The following is a 19,996-nucleotide window of genomic DNA, read 5'->3' as shown; positions in this document are numbered from 1 at the left end:
TGTGGATGTTAAACCTCTTTTTCAATAACAAGATAGGAAAATGATGCGTGTTTTAGGTATAGAAACATCCTGTGATGAAACAGGCGTTGCGATTTATGATTCAGAATCTGGCTTATTGGCCGATCAATTGTACAGTCAAGTGAAATTACATGCGCAATACGGCGGGGTTGTGCCTGAATTGGCATCACGAGATCATATTCGTAAAATCGTCCCTCTCATTCAAGCCACGCTAAAGGAAGCTTGCGTCTCTCCTCAAGAAATCGATGCCGTAGCTTATACGGCAGGGCCGGGATTAATCGGCGCGTTATTAGTCGGTGCAAGTGTTGGACGCGCATTGGCTTTCGCTTGGAATGTTCCCGCAGTGCCGGTACACCATATGGAAGCCCATTTATTGGCGCCAATGCTTGAGGATCAGGTGCCAGATTTTCCTTTTATTGCACTGCTCGTTTCTGGAGGTCATACCCAGTTGGTCCAGGTGAATGCGATAGGAAAATATGCGCTTTTAGGGGAATCTTTAGATGATGCAGTCGGAGAAGCTTTTGATAAAACGGCGAAATTGCTGGGCCTGGAATATCCAGGAGGCGCAATGTTGGCACATTTAGCCCAGCAGGGACATCCTGATCGTTTTATATTTCCACGCCCGATGATCGATAGACCCGGGCTTGATTTTAGTTTTTCAGGTTTAAAAACTGCGGCATCTCTTACTATTCGTGCGAACCACCAAGACGAGCAAACTCGCTGTGATATTGCTTACGCTTTTGAAAAAGCCGTTATCGATACTTTGGCGATCAAATCTGAACGCGCATTAGAGCAAACGGGTTTAACCAGATTAGTCTTAGCAGGAGGGGTGAGTGCAAACGAAAAACTACGAAGCAAACTCAGTGTCATCATGCACGAACGACAAGGAAAGGTATTTTATGCAAGGCCTCAATTTTGTACGGACAATGGAGCCATGATAGCTTATGCAGGGTGGCGGCATATTCAAGAAGGCAGCCGAAGTGATTTGAGTATTTGTGTACATCCAAAATGGGCACTTTCACAGTAGCCCCAAAAGAGGACGTAATTTTTTTATTGTCAACTTTAGAGTCGATATCAGAATCAAATAGCAATACATTAGGTCTTTAAAAATGACCACATTGAGCTCTATGACGTAACAAATGATCCATCAACACGATGGCGAGCATCGATTCAGCGATAGGCACTGCTCTAATACCCACACAGGGATCGTGGCGGCCAGAAGTAGTCATTTCAACTGTTTCGCCTTGTTGATTAATCGTTTTGGCGGGTATTGCAATGCTGGAAGTGGGTTTTAGTGCCAGATGAACCAGCAAAGGTTGCCCACTGCTGATCCCACCCAAAATGCCTCCTGAATAATTCGTTGAAAAACCAGAAGACGTCATTTCATCACGACTTTCACTCCCCAATTTGTTCACAAAAGAAAACCCCTCACCTACTTCTAGCCCTTTAACCGCATTAATGCTCATGAGTGCATGAGCTAAATCTGCATCAAGGCGATCGAACACAGGCTCGCCTAAACCGACAGGCAAATTCTTAGCCATTATTGTGATTTTAGCTCCGATGGAATCCCCTCTTTCTTTTAGAGCACATATTAATTCGGCAATTTCCTCCACCTTATGAGGATCGGGGCAAAAAAAAGGGTTAGCTTCAATGCATTCTTTCTCTTTAAATTCACAACAAATCGTACCTATCTGAGATAAATAGCCCTGTATTTCAATGCTGAAATGCTCAAAAAGATATTTTTTTGCAATCGCACCTGCTGCAACACGCATTGCTGTTTCACGTGCAGAGGCCCGCCCTCCGCCACGATAATCCCGTATGCCATATTTTTTTTGGTAGGTGTAATCTGCATGACCCGGTCGAAACAGATCCTTTATCGATTGATAATCTTGTGGACGAGCGTCTTTATTTTCGATCAGCAATCCAATACTAGAACCTGTGGTTTTACCTTCAAAAATGCCTGAAAGAATACGAATCTGATCGGATTCGCGACGCGAACTGGTATAGGGTGACATGCCTGGGCGTCGGCGATTTAGATCTATCTGTAAATCATTTTCACAAAGCCATAATCCTGGAGGAACACCATCAACAATACAGCCTAAAGCGACACCATGAGATTCACCAAATGTAGTCACACGAAAAATTTGCCCTATACTATTGCCTGCCATTTAAGCTCCCTTTTTAAAGCTGATTTTGTAGTGACTCACACTTAATCTGGAGGATATGAATTTTTATTTTTATGAAGATGAATTGTGTCAGATAAATCGCCTTATCTTTTCGCTCAAAAAGGCATTCAAATTATTTTTATTTTACCTTGGACTCACTTAATTTTCACCTAAAAATAAGATAGGAATTCCGACAGTCAGTCGCACGTTTACAATAAGTTTTGAAACAGGTCTAATATTATTTTAAATAATGAGGAATCAGTGAAATGAAGATAGTTATTCTTGGTGCAGCAGGAGGCATTGGTCAAGGGCTTGCTCTTTTACTAAAGGCCCAGCTTCCTGTAGGTTCAGAGCTTGCGCTTTATGATGTTAATTCGATTACCCCAGGGGTTGCAGTTGATCTTAGCCATATCCCAACAGATGTGACGGTGAATGGTTTTAGTGGTAAAGATCCGACGCTTGCACTTTTAGGTGCAGATATTGTTTTAATTGCAGCGGGTATAGCACGTAAGCTAGGAATGGCGCGTTCAGATTTATTTGACGTAAATGCAGGTATTGTTCAAAAATTAACAGAAGACATTGCACATACTTGTCCAAAAGCATTGGTCGGGATTATCACCAATCCAGTGAACAGCACAGTTGTTATTTCGGCCGAAACTTTTAAAAAAGCCGGTGTTTATAACAAAAATAAATTATTTGGTATCACGACATTAGATATTATTCGAGCAAGGAGTTTCATTGCTAAACTAAAAAACAAGGTATCAGAAAATATTAAAGTGCCTGTGATTGGTGGGCACTCAGGTGTCACTATTTTACCTTTATTATCCCAAATACCTGATATCAGTTTGACTGAAAGCGAAATAAAGACTCTGACTCAGAGTATCCAGAATGCAGGTACAGAGGTCGTAAAAGCAAAAGAAGGGGGAGGGTCTGCTACTTTGTCCATGGCTTATGCAGCTGCCTTATTTTGTTTTTCATTAGTTCGTGCATTAAATGGTGAAAAAGGGATTGTAGAATACGCTTATGTTGAAAGCGATCGTAAACAGTATCCTCGTTTTTTTGTACAACCTGTTCTTTTAAATGAAAATGGTATTGCCGAATATAAAGAAATAGGGGCGTTAAGCGCTTTTGAACAAAAGCATTTAGAAAAAATGTTGGATGAATTAAACAAAGACATAGAGCTCGCTGAACAATTTAATCAATAAAAATTTTTAAAAAAAAGAGCTTCAAATAATTTTTTCGTTTTTTTGTGAGAGATAAAATCTAACCTTTTTATTAAAATATCAAACATAGTTAAAGAGTAACAAAATGAATAAAAACGGCGGGTTGAATTTTGAACACCTATTAAATGAGCAGGAAATAAGTGCTGTCAAGCCACCTGATATGTATAAAGTGATATTGAATAATGACGATTATACTCCGATGGAATTTGTGGTTGATGTGCTCCAAAACTTCTTTTCTTATAACCTTGAACAGGCAACAGCATTGATGCTTAAAGTTCATTATCAGGGAAAGGCGATTTGCGGCACTTTTACGGCAGAGGTGGCGGAAACGAAGGTAGCATCTGTAAATCAATATGCCAGAGAAAACGAGCATCCATTTCTTTGCACCCTGGAAAAAGCCTGAGCAACGTATCTATTGAGAGGAAAGAATATGCTTAATCAAGAACTTGAACTGACTTTGAATATTGCTTTTGCTACGGCACGTAGGAATAGACATGAATTCATGACCCTGGAACATTTATTACAGGCTCTGTTAACGAATACATCAGCAAAAGAAACTTTAGAAGCCTGTCACGTTGATTTGCTGGTTTTACACAAAGAACTCGAAATTTTTATTGAAAAAACCACACCTGTATTTCCTTTAAGCGATAAAGAATGTGATGTTCAGCCTACCCTGGGCTTTCAACGCGTATTGCAACGTGCCGTTTTTCATGTTCAGTCCTCTGGGCGCAGCGAAGTATCAGGTGCTAATGTTTTAGTCGCTCTTTTCAGCGAAAAGGAATCACAAGCAGTGTATTTACTGCGTAAACATGATGTCACTCGTTTGGATGTCGTCAATTTTATTGCTCATGGTATACGTAAAGATTTTTCAGAAAACAAAGAAACCACAGAAAATTCCGTGATTAAAGATCCTGGCGCTTCATCATCCAGCGAGAATATTGAAAGCGCGCTCATTAATTTAAATCATCTGGCTCAATCTGGTCATATTGATCCTTTAATTGGCCGAGCCAAAGAGTTACAACGCACTGTACAGGTATTGTGTCGTCGTCGAAAAAATAATCCTTTGTTGGTAGGGGAATCTGGGGTAGGTAAAACCGCGATTGCAGAAGGCTTGGCGTGGAAAATTGTACAAGAAAATGTACCTGAGATTATTAAAAAATGCGTTCTTTACTCTTTAGATATTGGCTCTTTATTAGCTGGCACAAAATATAGAGGAGATTTTGAAAAGCGTTTCAAAGCCTTGTTAAAAACCCTGCAAGAGGATGAAAACAGTATTTTATTTATTGATGAAATTCATACCATTATTGGAGCAGGTGCAGCTTCAGGGGGGCAAATAGATGTCGCCAATTTATTAAAACCATTTCTTTCTAACGGAAAAATTCGTGTGATGGGTTCAACGACTTATCAAGAATTTAGTAAGATTTTTGAAAAAGACAGGGCTTTAGCGCGTCGTTTCCAAAAAATTGATATTATTGAACCCACAACAGAAGAAACGATCCAGATTATTAATGGATTAAAAACAAAATATGAAGCACATCACGATGTCCGTTATACCTCAAAAGCAGTGCGAGCGGCCGTCATTCTATCTGCGAAATATATCAATGATCGTCATTTACCGGATAAAGCCATTGATGTCATAGATGAAGCAGGAGCTTCTAGCCGATTGCTTCCACTGAGTAAGCGAAAAAAGACGGTCAATGTATCAGATATTGAATCTGTAGTTGCTCGTATCGCGCGTATACCCGAACAAGCGGTTTCAGTCAATGACAAAGAAGTATTAAAAAATTTGAATGATCGTTTAAAGATGTTGGTCTTTGGTCAAGATGAAGCCATTTCTATGCTGACAGAAGCCATTAAAATGAGCAGGGCAGGGTTAGGCAATGAGAACAAACCTGTGGGTGCTTTTTTATTTGCGGGCCCTACAGGGGTAGGAAAAACAGAAGTCACTTTACAGCTATCTAAAGCGCTGGATATCGAATTATTACGTTTTGACATGTCGGAATATATTGAGCATCACACAGTGAGTCGTTTAATTGGAGCGCCTCCAGGCTATGTGGGTTACGAACAAGGCGGCCTAATGACTGATGCTGTTATCAAGCATCCGTATGCCGTATTATTATTAGATGAAATTGAAAAAGCGCACCCAGATATTTTTAACCTGCTTTTACAAGTGATGGATAACGGTACGTTAACTGATAACAATGGGCGAAAAGCGGATTTTCGCAATATCATTCTTGTGATGACAACCAATGCAGGTGTAAGAGAAACAGAGCGAAAATCGATTGGGTTTACTGAGCAGGATCACAGCCCTGATGCCATGTTGGAAGTGAAAAAAATTTTTTCCCCTGAATTTCGTAATCGACTTGATAATATCATCTGGTTTAATGGTCTTTCTATAAACGTGATCCAACAGGTAGTGGATAAATTTATTGTTGAATTGCAGGCACAACTTGATGCAAAAGGCGTCTCACTGGAAGTCAGTGACGATGCTCGTGATTGGCTGGCTGAGAAGGGTTACGATAAATCCATGGGAGCCAGGCCAATGTCAAGAACTATTCAGGAGCACATCAAAAAGCCTCTTGCGAATGAACTTTTATTTGGGGCCTTGGTAGAAGGGGGATCGGTCACTGTGGTATTAGATAAAGAAAAAAACCAGCTGCTTTGTCAGTTTTGTAGTACCGAAGAACTTAAAACCAAAAAGGAAAACGTTCTTCATTAGCCGAAAATCACTCACTAATAGTGAGATAAAAAAGACAGAGCCTATCCTGTAGCTATTTCGAAAAGCGAAACACGAAACACTTTTTACCGGCTACGGAAAGTGATGCGGGCTTTGCTGAGGTCATAAGGTGTGAGTTCTAAAGTGACTTTATCACCAGTCAATATACGGATATAGTTTTTACGCATCTTGCCTGAAATGTGCGCCGTGACATGGTGGCCGTTTTCTAATTCAACCCTAAACATCGCATTCGGCAGGGCATCTCGCACTGTTCCTTGCATTTCAATATTTTCTTCTTTAGCCATAAGCTCCTCTTAATATCATTACCTTCATTTTAAAATGCGGGCAGATAATGCCGAAAAATGCCGATTTTGTAAAGGATCGTGGAATTATTCCAGGGCAATCGCATCTGAAAAAAACTTGATATATGAATAATAAATTGATTTATTTTGTTTTTTATTTATGAATTGTTTTTGAATGTTTTCAGTGACGCCTATTAAGACATTGCAGCCCTCTAAAAAACCGGACATCAAGTGTAGCTTGATTTTTATTGAAGCACGGAAAATAGTATGATTCGTTTTTGATTTATCATACGTTATCTTTTTAGGAAATTATGATGCTAGGAATTCATCGTTCTGCATTGATCCCTTTTAGTGCTGATAAGATGTATAAACTGATTAATGATGTGTGTGCTTACCCTGAATTTTTACCAGGCTGTGTAGGCAGTAAAGTCATCAATGTCACTGATAATGAAATGATAGCCGCAGTAAAAATTGCTAAAGCGGGTATACATAAAACTTTTATCACCCGTAATACTTTAATGACTAATCGTAGTATCAATATTGAATTGATTGAAGGTCCTTTCCGAGCACTGACAGGAAGTTGGAAATTGACAGCCTTAAGCCCCAGGGCCTGTCAAATTGACTTTCATCTTGATTTTGAATTCACTAACAAATTACTTGCATTAGCATTTGGAGGACTATTTAAAGATTTGGGTGAAAATATGCTGGAGGCCTTCACCAAGCGTGCCAAAGTAATTTACGGGGTTGATGAAAGAATTGCCTTTTAAAAGAGATCTTTTCAAATAAGTTTGCTGCCGGGCAAAGCATTCGTTAGAATGCGCCACTTTTTTATAAAAATTTCCTCAGTATCATCAAAGTTGATTCACGCTTCAAAAAGAGAGAAAAAAATGATCGTCATTAATGCTAAATTACGTCAAAAAGAAGAAAAAGGCACGGCGGCCAGTCGTCGCTTCCGTAAAGCCGGCCTATTCCCCGCCACTGTTTATGGAGGTAGCCTTCCTCCTGTGTCTATTGTCCTGGATCATGATGTCGTGAAAAACCTTGAAGCCAATCCCGCGTTTTATAATGAAATACTGACACTTGAGGTTGGAGAAGAAAAAACGAAAGTAAAGATTCAAGCTATTCAGAGACATCCGTTTAAGCCTAAATTAACGCATATGGATTTCATACGGGCGAATGAAGTCTGATGACGTAGCCAATTTTGATCGTTCAATAATAACCCCCACATTGCCCGCGCTGGAGACTGCGCGGGGTTTGCTGACTTTGATCCACACCCAAGGGGAAGAAAAACGCTGCAATAAAAGATCGGCGACCTCTTCTGCCACCCGTTCAATTAATTCAAAACGCTGTCTTGTGACGTGTTGCTGCACCGAATCACAAATATCGACGTAATTTAAGCAATCTTCGACCTTATCGCTGCTGGCAGGCTTTCTGTTCTCATACCCCATTTTGATGTCAAATATCAGCTCTTGTCGTAGGGTTTTTTCCCAATCATAAACTCCTATCAGTGTGAATATGCGCAAGGCCTCGATAAATAAAATGTCCATTTTCCCCTTTTAATTTTCTAAAGCCGTCAGCATTTGAGAGATGAATTCATGGCTACGCTGAGGCATTCCTTGTTTTAATGGATGGTTATTGCTTTTATTGAAACCTGACATCAGTGTTGTCATTACCTTATTGCCTGAATGAGATTGTTTTGGTTTAGTATTTGGTGCCCAAATATCGTACGGAAAGGCCTGTTCTCTTATGATACTTAATCATATCATGCTCAATTTTGATAAAATCACACATCTTTGATGTTTGATGGATGATAATTCCTGTTTCTCATTTTTTATCATCCTCCTCAAAAAAACAGAGATTATCCTAAGATTGACTTTGTTAATAGTGGCAGAGCGAGACAGGGTGCTGAGCAAAGACATTAAGACTCCTAAGGACAAAAAACCTTAGGGTGATTCACTTATTACGAAAGGAATTTTAATGAAAAAAATTAAAAAAAAGAAAATGAGCGGTTTTTGAAAGTGGATTTTTTTAAAAAATCTTAAACTCTTCTCTAAAATTTATTTTCATTAGAACTTAAGCAAGCCTCATATATTTTAAGAAAAAATATCTAAATAAGCACTACATGTGTGTTCGATGGGATATTAATCCTCAATTTTGCCTAAGTCTTATTCATTTAACTTACTAACATAAAATATAAGAGAAGATATTATGGCTCCAACTAGTGTAAATCCTAACAGTAGCAATTTTTTTGAAATAAAGACTATGTTTGAAGGCCTTACAACAAAAAAACCATCCGAAAAAGCATTTGAAGGCCTACAGTCTGTCACAAATACCACTGAACCGAAAGCGCAACTGCCATCGCCAAAAGCAACAAGTACTGAAGGGAAAAAGCGTCCCCCAGCGGTACCAGAAAAAACAGCAAAAACAAAGAAAGAATACGACAGGTTAAAACAAAAACACGAAGCGAACCTACTCTCAAAGTCAGTGGCACCAGAGCTACAGAAGCCAGTATTGCCAAGAGCAACAAGTACTGAAGGGGAAAAGATCCCCCCATCGGTACCAGAAAAAACAGGAGAAACAAAGCAAAAATACAAAGAGTTAAAACAAGAACACGAAGCGAACCTACTCTCAAAGTCAGTGACACCAAGGCTACAGAAACCGCCAGTGCCACCAAGAACAAGGACTAAAAATAAGTTTTTGCAAGATAAGCTCGACGAGGTAGCCCGAACAGGAAAACTGGACTGTAAAGGTATTACAGATGAAAGTTTAATCCATTCAGCTTTACGAAAAATTCGTAAGGCGCACCTCCCAATCCGTACGCTCGATTTATCTGAGTGCCATTTAACACATTTGCCTACACTATTACTGGAGAAAAAGTTTAACCACCTAACTTCATTACAATTGAATGACAATCCTATTCTGACTCAGTTGCCTCACAACATGGATAAGCTGCTTCCAAAATTAGCCCATCTGAACATCAGTAGGACTGGTATCAATGCAATAGATTCGGCTGGCATATTTCGCCTTTTAAGGAGAACTGATTTGTTCATCATTGAGTTAGCTGGTACACCGGTAACAGCAGATGAATACAGAGATAAGATGACATCTATTTTCGAGCAGAATAAGGGGCTTAGGGGAAACACAGTGAAATTGTCCAAAGATGGGTCGATAAAAGTTTTTTCTTCAAAGGCTGAATCTATTCGTTCAAAATTAAGAGCACAAAGGGAAGGCTTACTTAAATCAGCCCCAGGCGTTGAGTTGATCATGCCGTTCAGTCAAGGTAAAGGTCGTTTTGATATAGCTTGCCCTGGTGATGGGATCTGCGCTGGCATCTCCACTGCAATTTCTCTGAGTGTTTTAGCAGGCGAGAGGGTTGAAGTATTCCTAAAAAAGCTCTATCTGGATCCCTCAGAAGGTCAGAGAAAAGGGAAAATTAATTTGCCATATGTGCATGGGTTAAATGAATTACACCACAGGGTAAACTCATTGCACAAAGCCAAACAATACCTTAAAGAAAGAGATATAGAGTATAAAGAACTCGATCATTTTTGGGTTGAAGATGCCCCAGCAGAAAACTTAAAGTCAACCGTTGCTTTTCTAGAAAAACAGGTTTGGGCTACTACTGAAAACAAATCATTAGACATCCGTTTATTTTATAAACCTGGAAATGGTCATGCAATTTCTTTTGTCATTAGCGATGAAAAAAATGATAAGCAAGAAAAAGCCGTATATTTTGCTGAACCGAATATCGGTATCTTTAGAATTTGGCTAAAAGAAAACTCCAATCAATTAAATGACTTTTTTTTGAAATATGCTGACTCTGAATATGTAACGCCTGAAACATTTATTGTGTCTGAGATTAAGAGAGCATCGTCAGCTTCAACCTGATTTAACAGACATCAGATTATGACGCCCCTCATCTGTTTTATCGAGTATAGGGGGGTGTGCCTGAGTTAAATCAGAGGATGTTTGAGCCCATCGAATCACATTCAAGACTTGCCGTTGAGACAAACCATATTTGAGGGCCAGGTGGTCGGCGGAGAGGGTAGTGCTCAAGACCTGGGTCATTTCCTGTAACAGATAGGGTAAAATAAAACTTTCCTTAAATTCTCTGGCTTTTCTGTTGTCGATAACGGCCCAAATAAAGGCCAATGTGGAGACCCCGCCTTCTTGCATCTTGTCCATTCCGCGATTTTTTTCTGAATTAACAAGTGCCATTACTTTAGTTTTTGCATCTGTTGTTTTTTGCGCTGCTTTTTCTGCCCGAATAAGCAATGAAAACTTTTTTTCTTCCAAACTGGTATTAAAACATTCAATTTTTGAATTATCCTTTTTTATAACAACCTGTCTACTCTTTGTGATTTCCATTAACATATTTGGTTTCGTTATCATGGCACTCATTTCACTACGATTAAGGATTTTTCATGCAAAACATAAATCAGCCTCCACTGTGGCTATTAATATTGTTGATCATGTTTCCACAATTGGTGCAAACCATTTACAGCCCGGCGCTACCAGATATTGCTTCTTCGTTCAGAGTCAGCAGTGAGCAAGCGGCTCAAACACTGTCAGTCTACTTTGTCTCCTTTGCCATCGGAGTCGTATTATGGGGCTGGTTGAGCGATCGCATTGGTAGACGCCCCGCCATGATGATTGGTCTGACCTTCTATGCTTTAGGGGAAGCCCTCGCGATAGTGGCTATCAATTTCAACATGTTGCTACTGGCTCGTATGGTGGCAGCTTTGGGTGCCGCTGCAGGTTCGGTCTTGGTGCAAACCATGTTGAGAGACAGTTATAAGTCAACCGCATTGGCTCGCGTATTTTCGATCATAGGCGCAGCGCTGGCAGTGAGCCCGGTGTTTGGGTTGTTGAGCGGAGGCTGGCTGGTGAGTCTTTACGGGCATATGGGGGTGTTTATTGCTCTGTCATCGTTCTCGATATTGCTGCTCGTGCTGACGGCTATTGCTCTGCCGGAAACGCGGCCTGAAAATACGATCGGACACAGTATGCTCAGTCTGGCTGTACGCATGGCGCGAGACAGCTCATTTTGGCGAAATGCCATGCTGATTTCATTGCTCAATACAATGATATTCAGTTATTACAGTCTTGCACCATTTCTTTTCGAACAGTTCGGTTGGGATTCCAAGGCTTTTGGTTGGACTGGATTTTTACTGATGTTCTCATCCCTTTTTGGCAGCCTGCTAAACCGCAAGTTGTTGGCTTCAAACAAACACACGGAACAACTGGTGCGTCATGCTTGCAGTTTGGCACTATTATCCGGCATTGCCGCATGGGGTTTACAGAGCTCTCCGTGGATTTTGGTGCCTGTAGTCGGGGTGGTTGTTGCTTATGGAATCGCGATTCCCAATATACTGAGCCATGCTTTGCGTCAATATAGTGAGCAGACAGGCGCTGCAGGAGCGCTGTTCGGGCTGGTTTACTATTTATTGTTAGCTCTGATGCTAGGGCTGGCTGGTGTGGTACAGCAGTTGGGCCTTGTTCTTACCGCTTGTGCGATGATAGCCTGGTTATGCCGGCCATCTTCAATCAGTCATTGAAAATAAAAAAATAGTATGATTACCTCCACTCAAAATTAAGTTTTAATTTTGATTCTCGGTGATGTCTGCTTTTCTTAGAGGTACGATCAGCATATCGACATGGACAACACTCAGCAGCTGACGAGTGGAGGACATCAACTTACTCCAAAAATCCTGATGATGTCCGCATAGCACTAAATCCACTTCATATTTTTTGACGGCATCCACCAAAACTTCCGCGAATGCCCCATTTCCGATTAAGGTTTCAGTAATAAAATAATCGGTACTTTGGGATAACTGAGTTAATTTTTTTTTCGTTTCCTCAGCAATATGTTTTTGAACATCCCCAAAAGGCGGATCTATTAAACCTGTATAAAGATCGGTGTAATTCACATCCACGTGTATGAGAGAAATTTTGGCATGATAGGGTTTTGCCATGGAAACTGCTTTTTCTAACAAAATTTGACTTTCCTCAGAAAGATCAACTGCAATCAAAATATGTTGATAGGCCATGATGAAAATCTCCTTTATATTAAATTGTGATTTTTGTATTTTAATTTATTGATATTTTTAATAAATAAATTTATAGCAGAATGCTAGAGTGACAACTCTTCTAAAACTGAAAATCCATATTTTTCTAAAATAGGGGATAAGCTTTCCGTCTCCCCATTTTTTTTAACGCAATAAGCCTTATTTTTAAATGAATGCACAGAGGTATTTTGTTGTGATCCAATGAGAGAAAAAGCACGTTTGGCTATTGCTGCCCCTGAATGGATCATGCTCGCGTTTAAAAAAATTTGCTTTAATTCATTTATGATAAAGGGGAAATGGGTACAACCAAGTACAATCGTATCTGGTACTTTTTGTAGGTTCAGCCATGGCTGTAAAATTTTTTTAAACATATTGATAGAAATTTCTGTTCCCAGCACTTTTTTTTCTGCCAAATAAACGAGTTCAGATGATCCTAATAGTTCCACCTGGCAATTTTTAGCAAATCGTTTTATTAAATCTAAAGTATAAGGGCGTTTTATCGTTGCTGGCGTTGCCAGCAAACCCAAAACACCATTACGGGTGATATGTGCAGCAGGTTTGATCGCAGGAACCGCACCTATAATAGGAAAAGAAAAACGTTGACGCAAAATAGGTAAAACAATAGTACTCGCTGTATTACAGGCAATAATAACGCAATTTAAAAAATGCTTTTTTTGTATAGCAGTCATGATTCTGACTATTTGCTCTAAAATGAAAATTTCAGATTTTTCGCCATACGGAAAACCTTCATTATCAAAACAATAAATATAATGAATGTGAGGCAATAATTTTTGCATTTCTTGATATACGGATAAACCACCTATCCCAGAATCAAGAATCAACACACTGACACGATCATAAAAATTCATTTGAGAAGTCATCATAATCCATACAAAAATCTTGGTTTTTAAAAAAGGTAAGCAGATTTTTTAGTGCGAAAATTCCAATTTATTAAAAATATTGATTACTATTAATTTTTCTTTTCGTAAAAAGAATAAATGATATAAAAATCAACGTTAATTTTTTCTGTGGATAAAATAAATATATTTTGATCAATTCCCTCTTGGAAAATAAAAAAATCAATTTTTTAAATATATAAATCAATAAAATAACAATACGGAAAAAATAATTCATCCAAAATGAATCAAAAAATAAAATGTGGATAAGTCTGTTAATAAATTTTTCATCAAATTCACAGAGCCCATTCTCATTGATGACCGTTTATCTCTGAATAAAATGTTCGCGATAGTAGGCTAATTCAGAAACAGACTCCCTTATATCTTCCAAAGCCTGATGTGTATTTTTCTTTTTAAATCCAGGCAATATTTCAGGTTTCCAACGGGCAGCTAATTCTTTTAAAGTACTCACATCAAGATAGCGGTAATGAAAATATGCCTCCAATTTTGGCATATAACGATAAAGAAAACGTCTATCTTGAGCCACACTATTACCACAAATCGGTGATTGACCTTCAGGCACCCATTTTCTTAAAAATTCAAGCGTGGCGGATTCTGCATCCGCTGTCGAAAAGAGACTGTTTTTGACACGCTCAATTAACCCTGTTTTTGTATGAACACATATGTTCCAATCGTTCATTAACGCTATCTGTTGATCGGATTGATAAATTTGTATCACAGGCCCCTCTGCGAGAATATTGAGATCGGCATCGGTCACCAAAGTGGCAATCTCAATAATGCTATCCCGCTCAGGATCTAACCCTGTCATTTCCAAATCAATCCAAATTAAATTTTGGTGATGATTGATAGATTTTTTGACCATACTTATATTAACTACCTTACTTTTAGTATTAAAAAAATAATCATGTATTATGATTGATACAGTTTAACCTATAATCAAATGGCGATTTCAATTTAAAAATAAAGATATTGTGAAAAAAAATAAACTCTCAAAAAATCAACACCGCCGTATTCAGGCTCATCATCAATATCGACTCCATCCGACATCTCTCACGGACGATAAAAACAATCAATTAGACGATGCTCAATTTGGTGAACCACAACAAGGGGTCGTCATTAGCCGTTTTGGTCAGCACGCAGATGTAGAAGGTCATCAGGGTCAACAACAACGCTGTCATATCCGAAGGAACGTGCTTTCTTTAGTGACAGGTGACAGAGTGATCTGGAGACCTGGTATACCAAGGCAAGAAAACCGCAACGTAAAAGGTATTGTAGAAGCCGTTCATGAACGAAAATCTGTCTTAACCCGCCCCGATTTTTATGACGGTATTAAACCGATGGCAGCGAACATCGATCAGATCGTCATAGTCTCAGCAGTGATCCCTGATTTATCACTTAATATGATTGATCGTTATTTGGTGGTCTCTGAAAGTTTAAATATAAAGCCGCTCCTCCTTTTAAATAAAATTGATTTATTAACACCCAATGAACGAAAAAAAATCAATCTCAGGCTGAATATTTATCGAAATATTCATTACACTGTTCTTGAAGTGTCGGCTCAAACAGGTGAAGGAATCGCTGATTTACAAGCAAATTTATTAGGCCGTGTCAGTATTTTTTCTGGTCAATCGGGCGTAGGAAAATCCAGTTTATTGAACACTTTGTTGCCCCCGACTGAACAGCAAATCCTGGTTGAAGCCCTTTCAGAAAAATCCGCCCTGGGTCAACATACTACGACAACAAGTCGTTTGTATCATTTTCAACAAGGAGGAGATTTGATTGATTCACCCGGGATCAGAGAATTTGGTCTTTGGCATTTAACCCAAGAGCAAATTATCCAGGGTTTTATTGAATTTCGTGATTATGTTGGGCATTGTAAATTCAGAGATTGTGCACACATCGATGATCCCTGTTGTGCCCTGCGTGATGCCGTTCAAAAAGGCCATATCGCTAAAGAGCGTTTTGATAACTATCATCAAATTTTGTCGGAAATCACTTCTTTGAAAGGCAAAAAACTTTTTAATCAAGATTAAATATTCATGGATTTTATGCTAAAAAAATTAAAAATTAAATTACAATATCTATTACCTCAACACGCTTTGACTCGTCTCGCCGGTTGGGCTGCCAATAAAAAAGCAGGCTGGCTTACTCAGCAGGTGATTAAGATATTTGCTTCCTATTACCGCGTTAACATGAAAGAAGCACAATATACTGAATTTTCTGCGTATTCTTCTTTTAATGAATTTTTTATTCGTTCCTTACGTTCTGATGTCCGCCCTATTGCAGCAGGAGATAACATTCTCGTTCAACCAGCAGATGGCACAATCAGTGAATCAGGCCGAATTGATAAGGATAAAATTCTACAAGCGAAAGGCCATGACTATTCTTTAGAGGCCTTACTGGCCGGCCAGTCTTTGCTTGCAAAAGAATTTGAAAATGGGCAATTTGTGACAACCTATCTTGCGCCGGGTGATTACCATCGAGTGCATATGCCTTGTGATGGGGTTCTGCGCGAAATGATTTATGTTCCAGGCTCTTTGTTTTCAGTGAATGCTTTTTTTGCAGAGAATGTCCCTTATTTGTTTGCCCGCAACGAGCGCGTGATTTGTATTTTTAATACAGCCTTTGGCACCATGGCTCAGATTTTAGTAGGTGCAATGATTGTGGGGAGTATTGAAACTTTGTGGTCAGGGCCTGTTGATTCCCAGAGAAAGGGCATTATTCAACGCTGGGTTTATCCTGATGAAGGTAGTGAAGCCCCGATTATTTTGAAAAAAGGTGAAGAAATGGGGCTTTTTAAATTAGGCTCTACTGTGATTAATTTATTTGTATCAAATAAAATAAAATTAGCCTCTCATTTACAAAACGGTTCAATCACAAGGTTGGGAGAAATATTAGGGGAAGCCCTTCATTAATTTTTAAAAGTTGTATAAAAAATGCTGATCTATTTTTTACAATTTTGAACAAAGTCGGTTTTATGCTAAACGAGTTGAATATTTTTCAGAAAATTATCTATTGGAGCGAATGAAGACAAGTGCATCCTTTGAGAAACTGCTTTTTTTCAATAGACCTCTTGAAAAAACCTATAGAGCGCGGTGAATTGAAAACGTTCTCGGTGCAGGTACCGGAGCACATTAGAATAGATGAGGAGGAGAAACATCATGTAACGGAAAAATTACAATTCGTATCAGGCTATATAAAAAGTATTATATTACCGTTTATTTTGTTACTGATAGGCTTACTATATTCTCTAACAGCACTCCCCGATCCACCTCGATTAAATAAAATTCAGATCGAAAGCTTTTTAAAAAAAGTCAAATCAAATCAGAAATTACCTCATCAAAAAGAAATCATTCAAACGCTTGAGGCCAGTATAGACTGGCTAGATGCTACTGAGATATCTGAAAAAGAAGCAAAGAAATATCAGATAGTGATTAATAATTTTGAAAGTCTCACAAAAAATTTACAGAAACAAATAGAAAAAGAAGATGAGAAACCCCTTTCAATAGAAGCCAACCTAACAATTCAAGAACTCGAACAAGAGGTGATAAAAACCAACAGTCAACTGATAGAGCTCACTCGACAGATACAACACGAACAAGAAGAATTCCAACAAATTTTTGATTTGATTCTCAAAATACCGGCGGAACAATCCGAAATACGACGTATTTTGAGCCAAATCACTCAACAGTTACAGTTAAAAAGCAATCCCCTCACGCCGCTTGAACAAGCTCAATTGACTTTATTGAAAGCTGAAGTGTTAGCACATAGAGCAAAGCTCAATCAACTCGAACTAGCACAGCTTTCGTCCAATAATCGGCAAGAGTTATCACGTATGCGTATCGAACTGTATCAAAAACGCCATGAACACAAAGATAAATTGCTAGAAATACTGCAAAAAAATCTTAATGATCAGCGATATAAAAATGCAGAGCAAGCCTTAAAACGTACCGAATTAATGGCAAAAGAATGTGCTGATTTGCCTGTATCGATCAGTAAAAACATGGAAACCAATCGCATGCTCACTGACACATTAAACGAGCAGGCAAAACGTATGAATGCAATTTCTTACCAAAAACGTCAAATTGATTCTGAAATTTTAAAAGTCAAGCAAACCTTAAATGCGATCCGTGAGCAGGTACAATGGCTTTCTGTTTCACCCGCATTAGGCGAAACCTTAATCACACAAGTAGAAAAATTACCTGAGAAACCAAAATTACAAAAATTAGATCAGGATATGGCTGACTTACGGCTTAAACGATTGAACTATGAAGAGTTATTGGAACAAGAACGAAAAAAAATGATCTCAATACAGGAAGGTGGCCCCTCTTTAGCATCTCAGCAACGCTGTATTTTTGATGCTCAGATGCGTCATAAATCTGAATTACTTAATTTACTGATTTCAGGTTATGACTCACAAATATTAGAATTGACCAAAATCAGATTAGCAAGTAATCAACTGGTCGACGCACTTAATGAAGTGCAAGAAGCTGTTCACCGTTATCTTTTTTGGGTACCCGACATTAATCGAGTTTCCTTTGCTTACCCTATTAAAACCGTTAAAGATTTAATGCAATTATTATCATTAAATACCGCCTCGCAAATTTCAGGCGCTTTAATGACAATGTTAAACAACCAGCAAACGCTTCTCCAGACTATTGGCGCATTACTCCTTGTTGCTTTCAGTATAGGTTCGCGTCGACACTATTATGCTTTTCTTGAACGAACCCACAACCGTGTCGGGAAAGTCAATCAAGATCAATTTTCTTTAACGCTCCGAACAGTATTTTGGTCCATATTTATCGCATCCCCTTTACCTATATTATGGAAAATCATGGGTTATGGTTTACAAAATGCTTGGTCTTATCCCATCGCGGTCAGTATTGGTACTGCTGTGACTGAAACTGTGCCTGTGTTATGGGTTTTTATGATCAGCGCCACTTTCGCCAGCCCTTATGGACTTTTTATCTCTCATTTTCGCTGGCACCCCGACCAGGTTAAAAGAGCCATGCGTTTTTATCGTATGCTCATTTGGCTTATCGTGCCTCTTATGATGGCTATCATTACTTTTCAAAATTATAATGACAGAGAATTTTTAAGTACTTTGGGCCGCCTTTGTTTTATTTTGTTGTGTATTGCACTTAGCCTGGTGACAACCAGCCTAAAACGGGCAGGTGTGCCTCTTTATTTGGATAAAAATGGTCATTGTGACAATGTACTGAATCACACATTATGGCGATTGTTGTTTTTTGCTCCTTTGATCGCGGCCTTTGCTTCTACATTAGGTTATCTGGCAACAGCTCAAGCTTTGCTCTCACGTTTAGAAACCTCTGTTACCATCTGGTTCTTTTTATTGATCGTTTATCACATCATTCGTCGCTGGATGTTGATTCAAAGACGGCGTATTGCTTTTGAACGTGCTAAACAGCGGCGGGCTGATATTTTAGCGCAACGGGCGCGAGGGGAAGAGGAAAATCTTTATAATAATTCCGAAAGTGCCATAGAAATAGAGGAACCCGTGATCAATCTGGATCTGATCAGTGCACAATCTCTACGTTTGGTGAGATTTATTCTCACTATGATCGCGTTAATTTCAGTCATTACGATTTGGTCCGATATCCACTCCGCTTTTGGTTTTTTAGAAAACATTCACCTTTGGAAGGTAGCTTCAACCATTAATGGTGTAGATAATATACAAAATATTACTATGGGCTCGCTGCTGGTCTGTATTTTTTTTATTATTGTGACCGCTCAGCTGGTACGTAATCTCCCTGCTCTATTAGAACTGGTGCTGCTACAGCATTTAGATCTGACACCGGGCACCGGTTACGCTATTTCTACCATTACTAAATATTTAATCATGCTTGCTGGGGGGATGATTGGCTTTTCTTTCTTGGGAATTGAATGGGGGAAATTGCAGTGGATGGCTGCAGCTTTAACCGTGGGATTAGGATTCGGTTTACAGGAAATATTTGCTAATTTTATTTCTGGTCTGATTATTTTATTTGAAAAACCCATTCGTATTGGCGATACAGTCACCATACGTAATTTTACCGGCACTGTGACAAAAATTAATACGCGAGCCACAACGATTTTTGATTGGGATAAAAAAGAAGTCATTGTGCCGAATAAAGCGTTTGTGACTGAACAATTTGTTAATTGGTCTCTGTCAGATACCATTACTCGTGTGGTATTAAATATTCCTGCCCCCGCAAACGTGAATAGCCAACTCATCAAATCCATATTATTAAATGCCTGCAAATGTTGTCCTTTATCATTAACTCATCCAGAACCGGAAGCCTATTTAATCAATCTTGAGCAGGGCATACAGATTTTCGAATTGCGGGTTTTTGCTTCAGATATCACGGAACGGATGCCATTGCGTCACGCAATACATCAGTTAATTTTGGAGGGCTATCAACAACATGGTATTGATCTGCCCTTTCCGCCTTTTCAGGCAAAAATCGATACTTTTAAACACGATGAGCATGCTGTTTTTTTGAATAAAAACCATATAAGAAAAACAGGGAGCTTATAACGAGACACTAACGTTGTTTCAGATAATGCAGATGAAGATAAAAACGCCG

At 39.0% G+C, this 19,996-nt stretch carries 18 protein-coding genes; 11 read left to right on the top strand and 7 right to left on the bottom strand.

The features are described from left to right. Positions 1-43 precede the first annotated feature (43 nt). Entirely contained in the window at positions 44-1,045 is a 1,002-nt protein-coding gene (gene tsaD / locus AACL23_RS02820) for a tRNA (adenosine(37)-N6)-threonylcarbamoyltransferase complex transferase subunit TsaD (RefSeq protein WP_100096114.1), read from the top strand. Positions 1,046-1,121: 76 nt separating this feature from the next. Here the strand turns inward: tsaD and aroC are convergent, their stop codons facing one another. Beyond that, entirely contained in the window at positions 1,122-2,186 is a 1,065-nt protein-coding gene (aroC, locus tag AACL23_RS02815; protein ID WP_012738170.1) for a chorismate synthase, read from the bottom strand. A 263-nt stretch (positions 2,187-2,449) separates the two neighbouring features. On the opposite strand from aroC, the gene mdh reads away from it, so the two are divergent. The 3 genes from mdh to clpA all read left to right on the top strand — a co-directional run bounded on the left by mdh (position 2,450) and on the right by clpA (position 6,125). Beyond that, complete coding sequence (gene mdh / locus AACL23_RS02810; protein ID WP_339050004.1) at positions 2,450-3,388, top strand: malate dehydrogenase; 939 nt, start codon at positions 2,450-2,452, stop codon at positions 3,386-3,388. Positions 3,389-3,491: 103 nt separating this feature from the next. Continuing rightward, positions 3,492-3,809 carry an ATP-dependent Clp protease adapter ClpS gene (gene clpS, locus AACL23_RS02805; RefSeq protein WP_012738172.1) on the top strand — a complete coding sequence of 106 codons (318 nt, stop codon included), beginning with the start codon at positions 3,492-3,494 and terminating at the stop codon, positions 3,807-3,809. Positions 3,810-3,836: 27 nt separating this feature from the next. Next, positions 3,837-6,125, top strand: a complete 2,289-nt coding sequence (gene clpA / locus AACL23_RS02800) for an ATP-dependent Clp protease ATP-binding subunit ClpA (protein WP_012738173.1) — start codon at positions 3,837-3,839, stop codon at positions 6,123-6,125. 83 nt (positions 6,126-6,208) lie between these two features. On the opposite strand, the gene infA is transcribed toward clpA, so the two are convergent. Beyond that, on the bottom strand, positions 6,209-6,427 hold the full coding sequence (gene infA, locus AACL23_RS02795) for a translation initiation factor IF-1 (protein ID WP_100096116.1): 219 nt from the start codon (positions 6,425-6,427) through the stop codon (positions 6,209-6,211). Positions 6,428-6,738: 311 nt separating this feature from the next. Here infA and AACL23_RS02790 point away from each other — a divergent pair, with 311 nt between their 5' ends. Next, positions 6,739-7,191, top strand: a complete 453-nt coding sequence (locus AACL23_RS02790) for an SRPBCC family protein (RefSeq protein WP_100096117.1) — start codon at positions 6,739-6,741, stop codon at positions 7,189-7,191. 120 nt (positions 7,192-7,311) lie between these two features. After that, positions 7,312-7,611 carry a 50S ribosomal protein L25 gene (gene rplY, locus AACL23_RS02785; protein WP_012738177.1) on the top strand — a complete coding sequence of 100 codons (300 nt, stop codon included), beginning with the start codon at positions 7,312-7,314 and terminating at the stop codon, positions 7,609-7,611. Here rplY and folB read toward each other — a convergent pair. Then, a complete protein-coding gene (gene folB / locus AACL23_RS02780; RefSeq protein WP_100096118.1) occupies positions 7,573-7,971 on the bottom strand; it encodes a dihydroneopterin aldolase in 399 nt (132 codons plus the stop codon). The genes rplY and folB overlap by 39 nt on opposite strands. 661 nt (positions 7,972-8,632) lie before the next feature. Here folB and AACL23_RS02775 point away from each other — a divergent pair. Then, entirely contained in the window at positions 8,633-10,312 is a 1,680-nt protein-coding gene (locus AACL23_RS02775) for a hypothetical protein (protein WP_339049996.1), read from the top strand. Here the strand turns inward: AACL23_RS02775 and AACL23_RS02770 are convergent. Next, positions 10,304-10,816 (bottom strand): hypothetical protein, encoded by a 513-nt coding sequence (locus tag AACL23_RS02770; RefSeq protein WP_100096121.1) that lies wholly within the window; start codon positions 10,814-10,816, stop codon positions 10,304-10,306. The two genes, AACL23_RS02775 and AACL23_RS02770, sit on opposite strands and share 9 nt — an antisense overlap. Positions 10,817-10,848: 32 nt before the next feature. Here AACL23_RS02770 and AACL23_RS02765 point away from each other — a divergent pair, with 32 nt between their 5' ends. Next, positions 10,849-11,982, top strand: a complete 1,134-nt coding sequence (locus AACL23_RS02765; protein WP_100096122.1) for a multidrug effflux MFS transporter — start codon at positions 10,849-10,851, stop codon at positions 11,980-11,982. A 42-nt stretch (positions 11,983-12,024) separates the two neighbouring features. Here AACL23_RS02765 and uspA read toward each other — a convergent pair whose 3' ends face one another. The 3 genes from uspA to orn form a co-directional block, all read right to left on the bottom strand. Continuing rightward, complete coding sequence (uspA, locus tag AACL23_RS02760) at positions 12,025-12,474, bottom strand: universal stress protein UspA (protein WP_095034421.1); 450 nt, start codon at positions 12,472-12,474, stop codon at positions 12,025-12,027. An 83-nt stretch (positions 12,475-12,557) separates the two neighbouring features. Continuing rightward, entirely contained in the window at positions 12,558-13,373 is an 816-nt protein-coding gene (gene murI / locus AACL23_RS02755) for a glutamate racemase (RefSeq protein WP_100096123.1), read from the bottom strand. A gap of 340 nt (positions 13,374-13,713) precedes the next feature. Next, positions 13,714-14,271 (bottom strand): oligoribonuclease, encoded by a 558-nt coding sequence (gene orn, locus AACL23_RS02750; RefSeq protein ID WP_012738187.1) that lies wholly within the window; start codon positions 14,269-14,271, stop codon positions 13,714-13,716. A gap of 109 nt (positions 14,272-14,380) precedes the next feature. Between orn and rsgA the strand changes: the two genes are divergently transcribed. The 3 genes from rsgA (at position 14,381) to mscM (ending at position 19,947) form a co-directional block, all read left to right on the top strand. Further along, entirely contained in the window at positions 14,381-15,442 is a 1,062-nt protein-coding gene (rsgA, locus tag AACL23_RS02745) for a small ribosomal subunit biogenesis GTPase RsgA (protein WP_100096124.1), read from the top strand. 15 nt (positions 15,443-15,457) lie between these two features. Continuing rightward, positions 15,458-16,324, top strand: coding sequence for an archaetidylserine decarboxylase (asd, locus tag AACL23_RS02740; RefSeq protein WP_100097071.1), 867 nt, complete (start codon positions 15,458-15,460; stop codon positions 16,322-16,324). 293 nt (positions 16,325-16,617) lie between these two features. Continuing rightward, a complete protein-coding gene (mscM, locus tag AACL23_RS02735; RefSeq protein ID WP_407079242.1) occupies positions 16,618-19,947 on the top strand; it encodes a miniconductance mechanosensitive channel MscM in 3,330 nt (1,109 codons plus the stop codon). Positions 19,948-19,996: the final 49 nt, after the last annotated feature.

Origin of the sequence: Candidatus Williamhamiltonella endosymbiont of Tuberolachnus salignus (assembly GCF_964019775.1) — a bacterium.
GTDB classification, from domain to species: Bacteria; Pseudomonadota; Gammaproteobacteria; order Enterobacterales; family Enterobacteriaceae; genus Hamiltonella; species Hamiltonella defendens.
Note: the sequence above shows the minus strand (reverse complement) of the source record. Positions and strands in the feature narration are given on the sequence as shown.

Coding starts and splice junctions, on each gene's coding strand:
- AACL23_RS02770 (WP_100096121.1), bottom strand. CDS start 10,816: ATGATAACGAAACCAAATATGTTAATGGAAATCACAAAGAGTAGACAG.
- AACL23_RS02775 (WP_339049996.1), top strand. CDS start 8,633: ATGGCTCCAACTAGTGTAAATCCTAACAGTAGCAATTTTTTTGAAATA.
- orn (WP_012738187.1), bottom strand. CDS start 14,271: ATGGTCAAAAAATCTATCAATCATCACCAAAATTTAATTTGGATTGAT.
- clpA (WP_012738173.1), top strand. CDS start 3,837: ATGCTTAATCAAGAACTTGAACTGACTTTGAATATTGCTTTTGCTACG.
- uspA (WP_095034421.1), bottom strand. CDS start 12,474: ATGGCCTATCAACATATTTTGATTGCAGTTGATCTTTCTGAGGAAAGT.
- aroC (WP_012738170.1), bottom strand. CDS start 2,186: ATGGCAGGCAATAGTATAGGGCAAATTTTTCGTGTGACTACATTTGGT.
- tsaD (WP_100096114.1), top strand. CDS start 44: ATGCGTGTTTTAGGTATAGAAACATCCTGTGATGAAACAGGCGTTGCG.
- rplY (WP_012738177.1), top strand. CDS start 7,312: ATGATCGTCATTAATGCTAAATTACGTCAAAAAGAAGAAAAAGGCACG.
- mdh (WP_339050004.1), top strand. CDS start 2,450: ATGAAGATAGTTATTCTTGGTGCAGCAGGAGGCATTGGTCAAGGGCTT.
- AACL23_RS02790 (WP_100096117.1), top strand. CDS start 6,739: ATGCTAGGAATTCATCGTTCTGCATTGATCCCTTTTAGTGCTGATAAG.
- folB (WP_100096118.1), bottom strand. CDS start 7,971: ATGGACATTTTATTTATCGAGGCCTTGCGCATATTCACACTGATAGGA.
- AACL23_RS02765 (WP_100096122.1), top strand. CDS start 10,849: ATGCAAAACATAAATCAGCCTCCACTGTGGCTATTAATATTGTTGATC.
- asd (WP_100097071.1), top strand. CDS start 15,458: ATGCTAAAAAAATTAAAAATTAAATTACAATATCTATTACCTCAACAC.
- infA (WP_100096116.1), bottom strand. CDS start 6,427: ATGGCTAAAGAAGAAAATATTGAAATGCAAGGAACAGTGCGAGATGCC.
- murI (WP_100096123.1), bottom strand. CDS start 13,373: ATGACTTCTCAAATGAATTTTTATGATCGTGTCAGTGTGTTGATTCTT.
- clpS (WP_012738172.1), top strand. CDS start 3,492: ATGAATAAAAACGGCGGGTTGAATTTTGAACACCTATTAAATGAGCAG.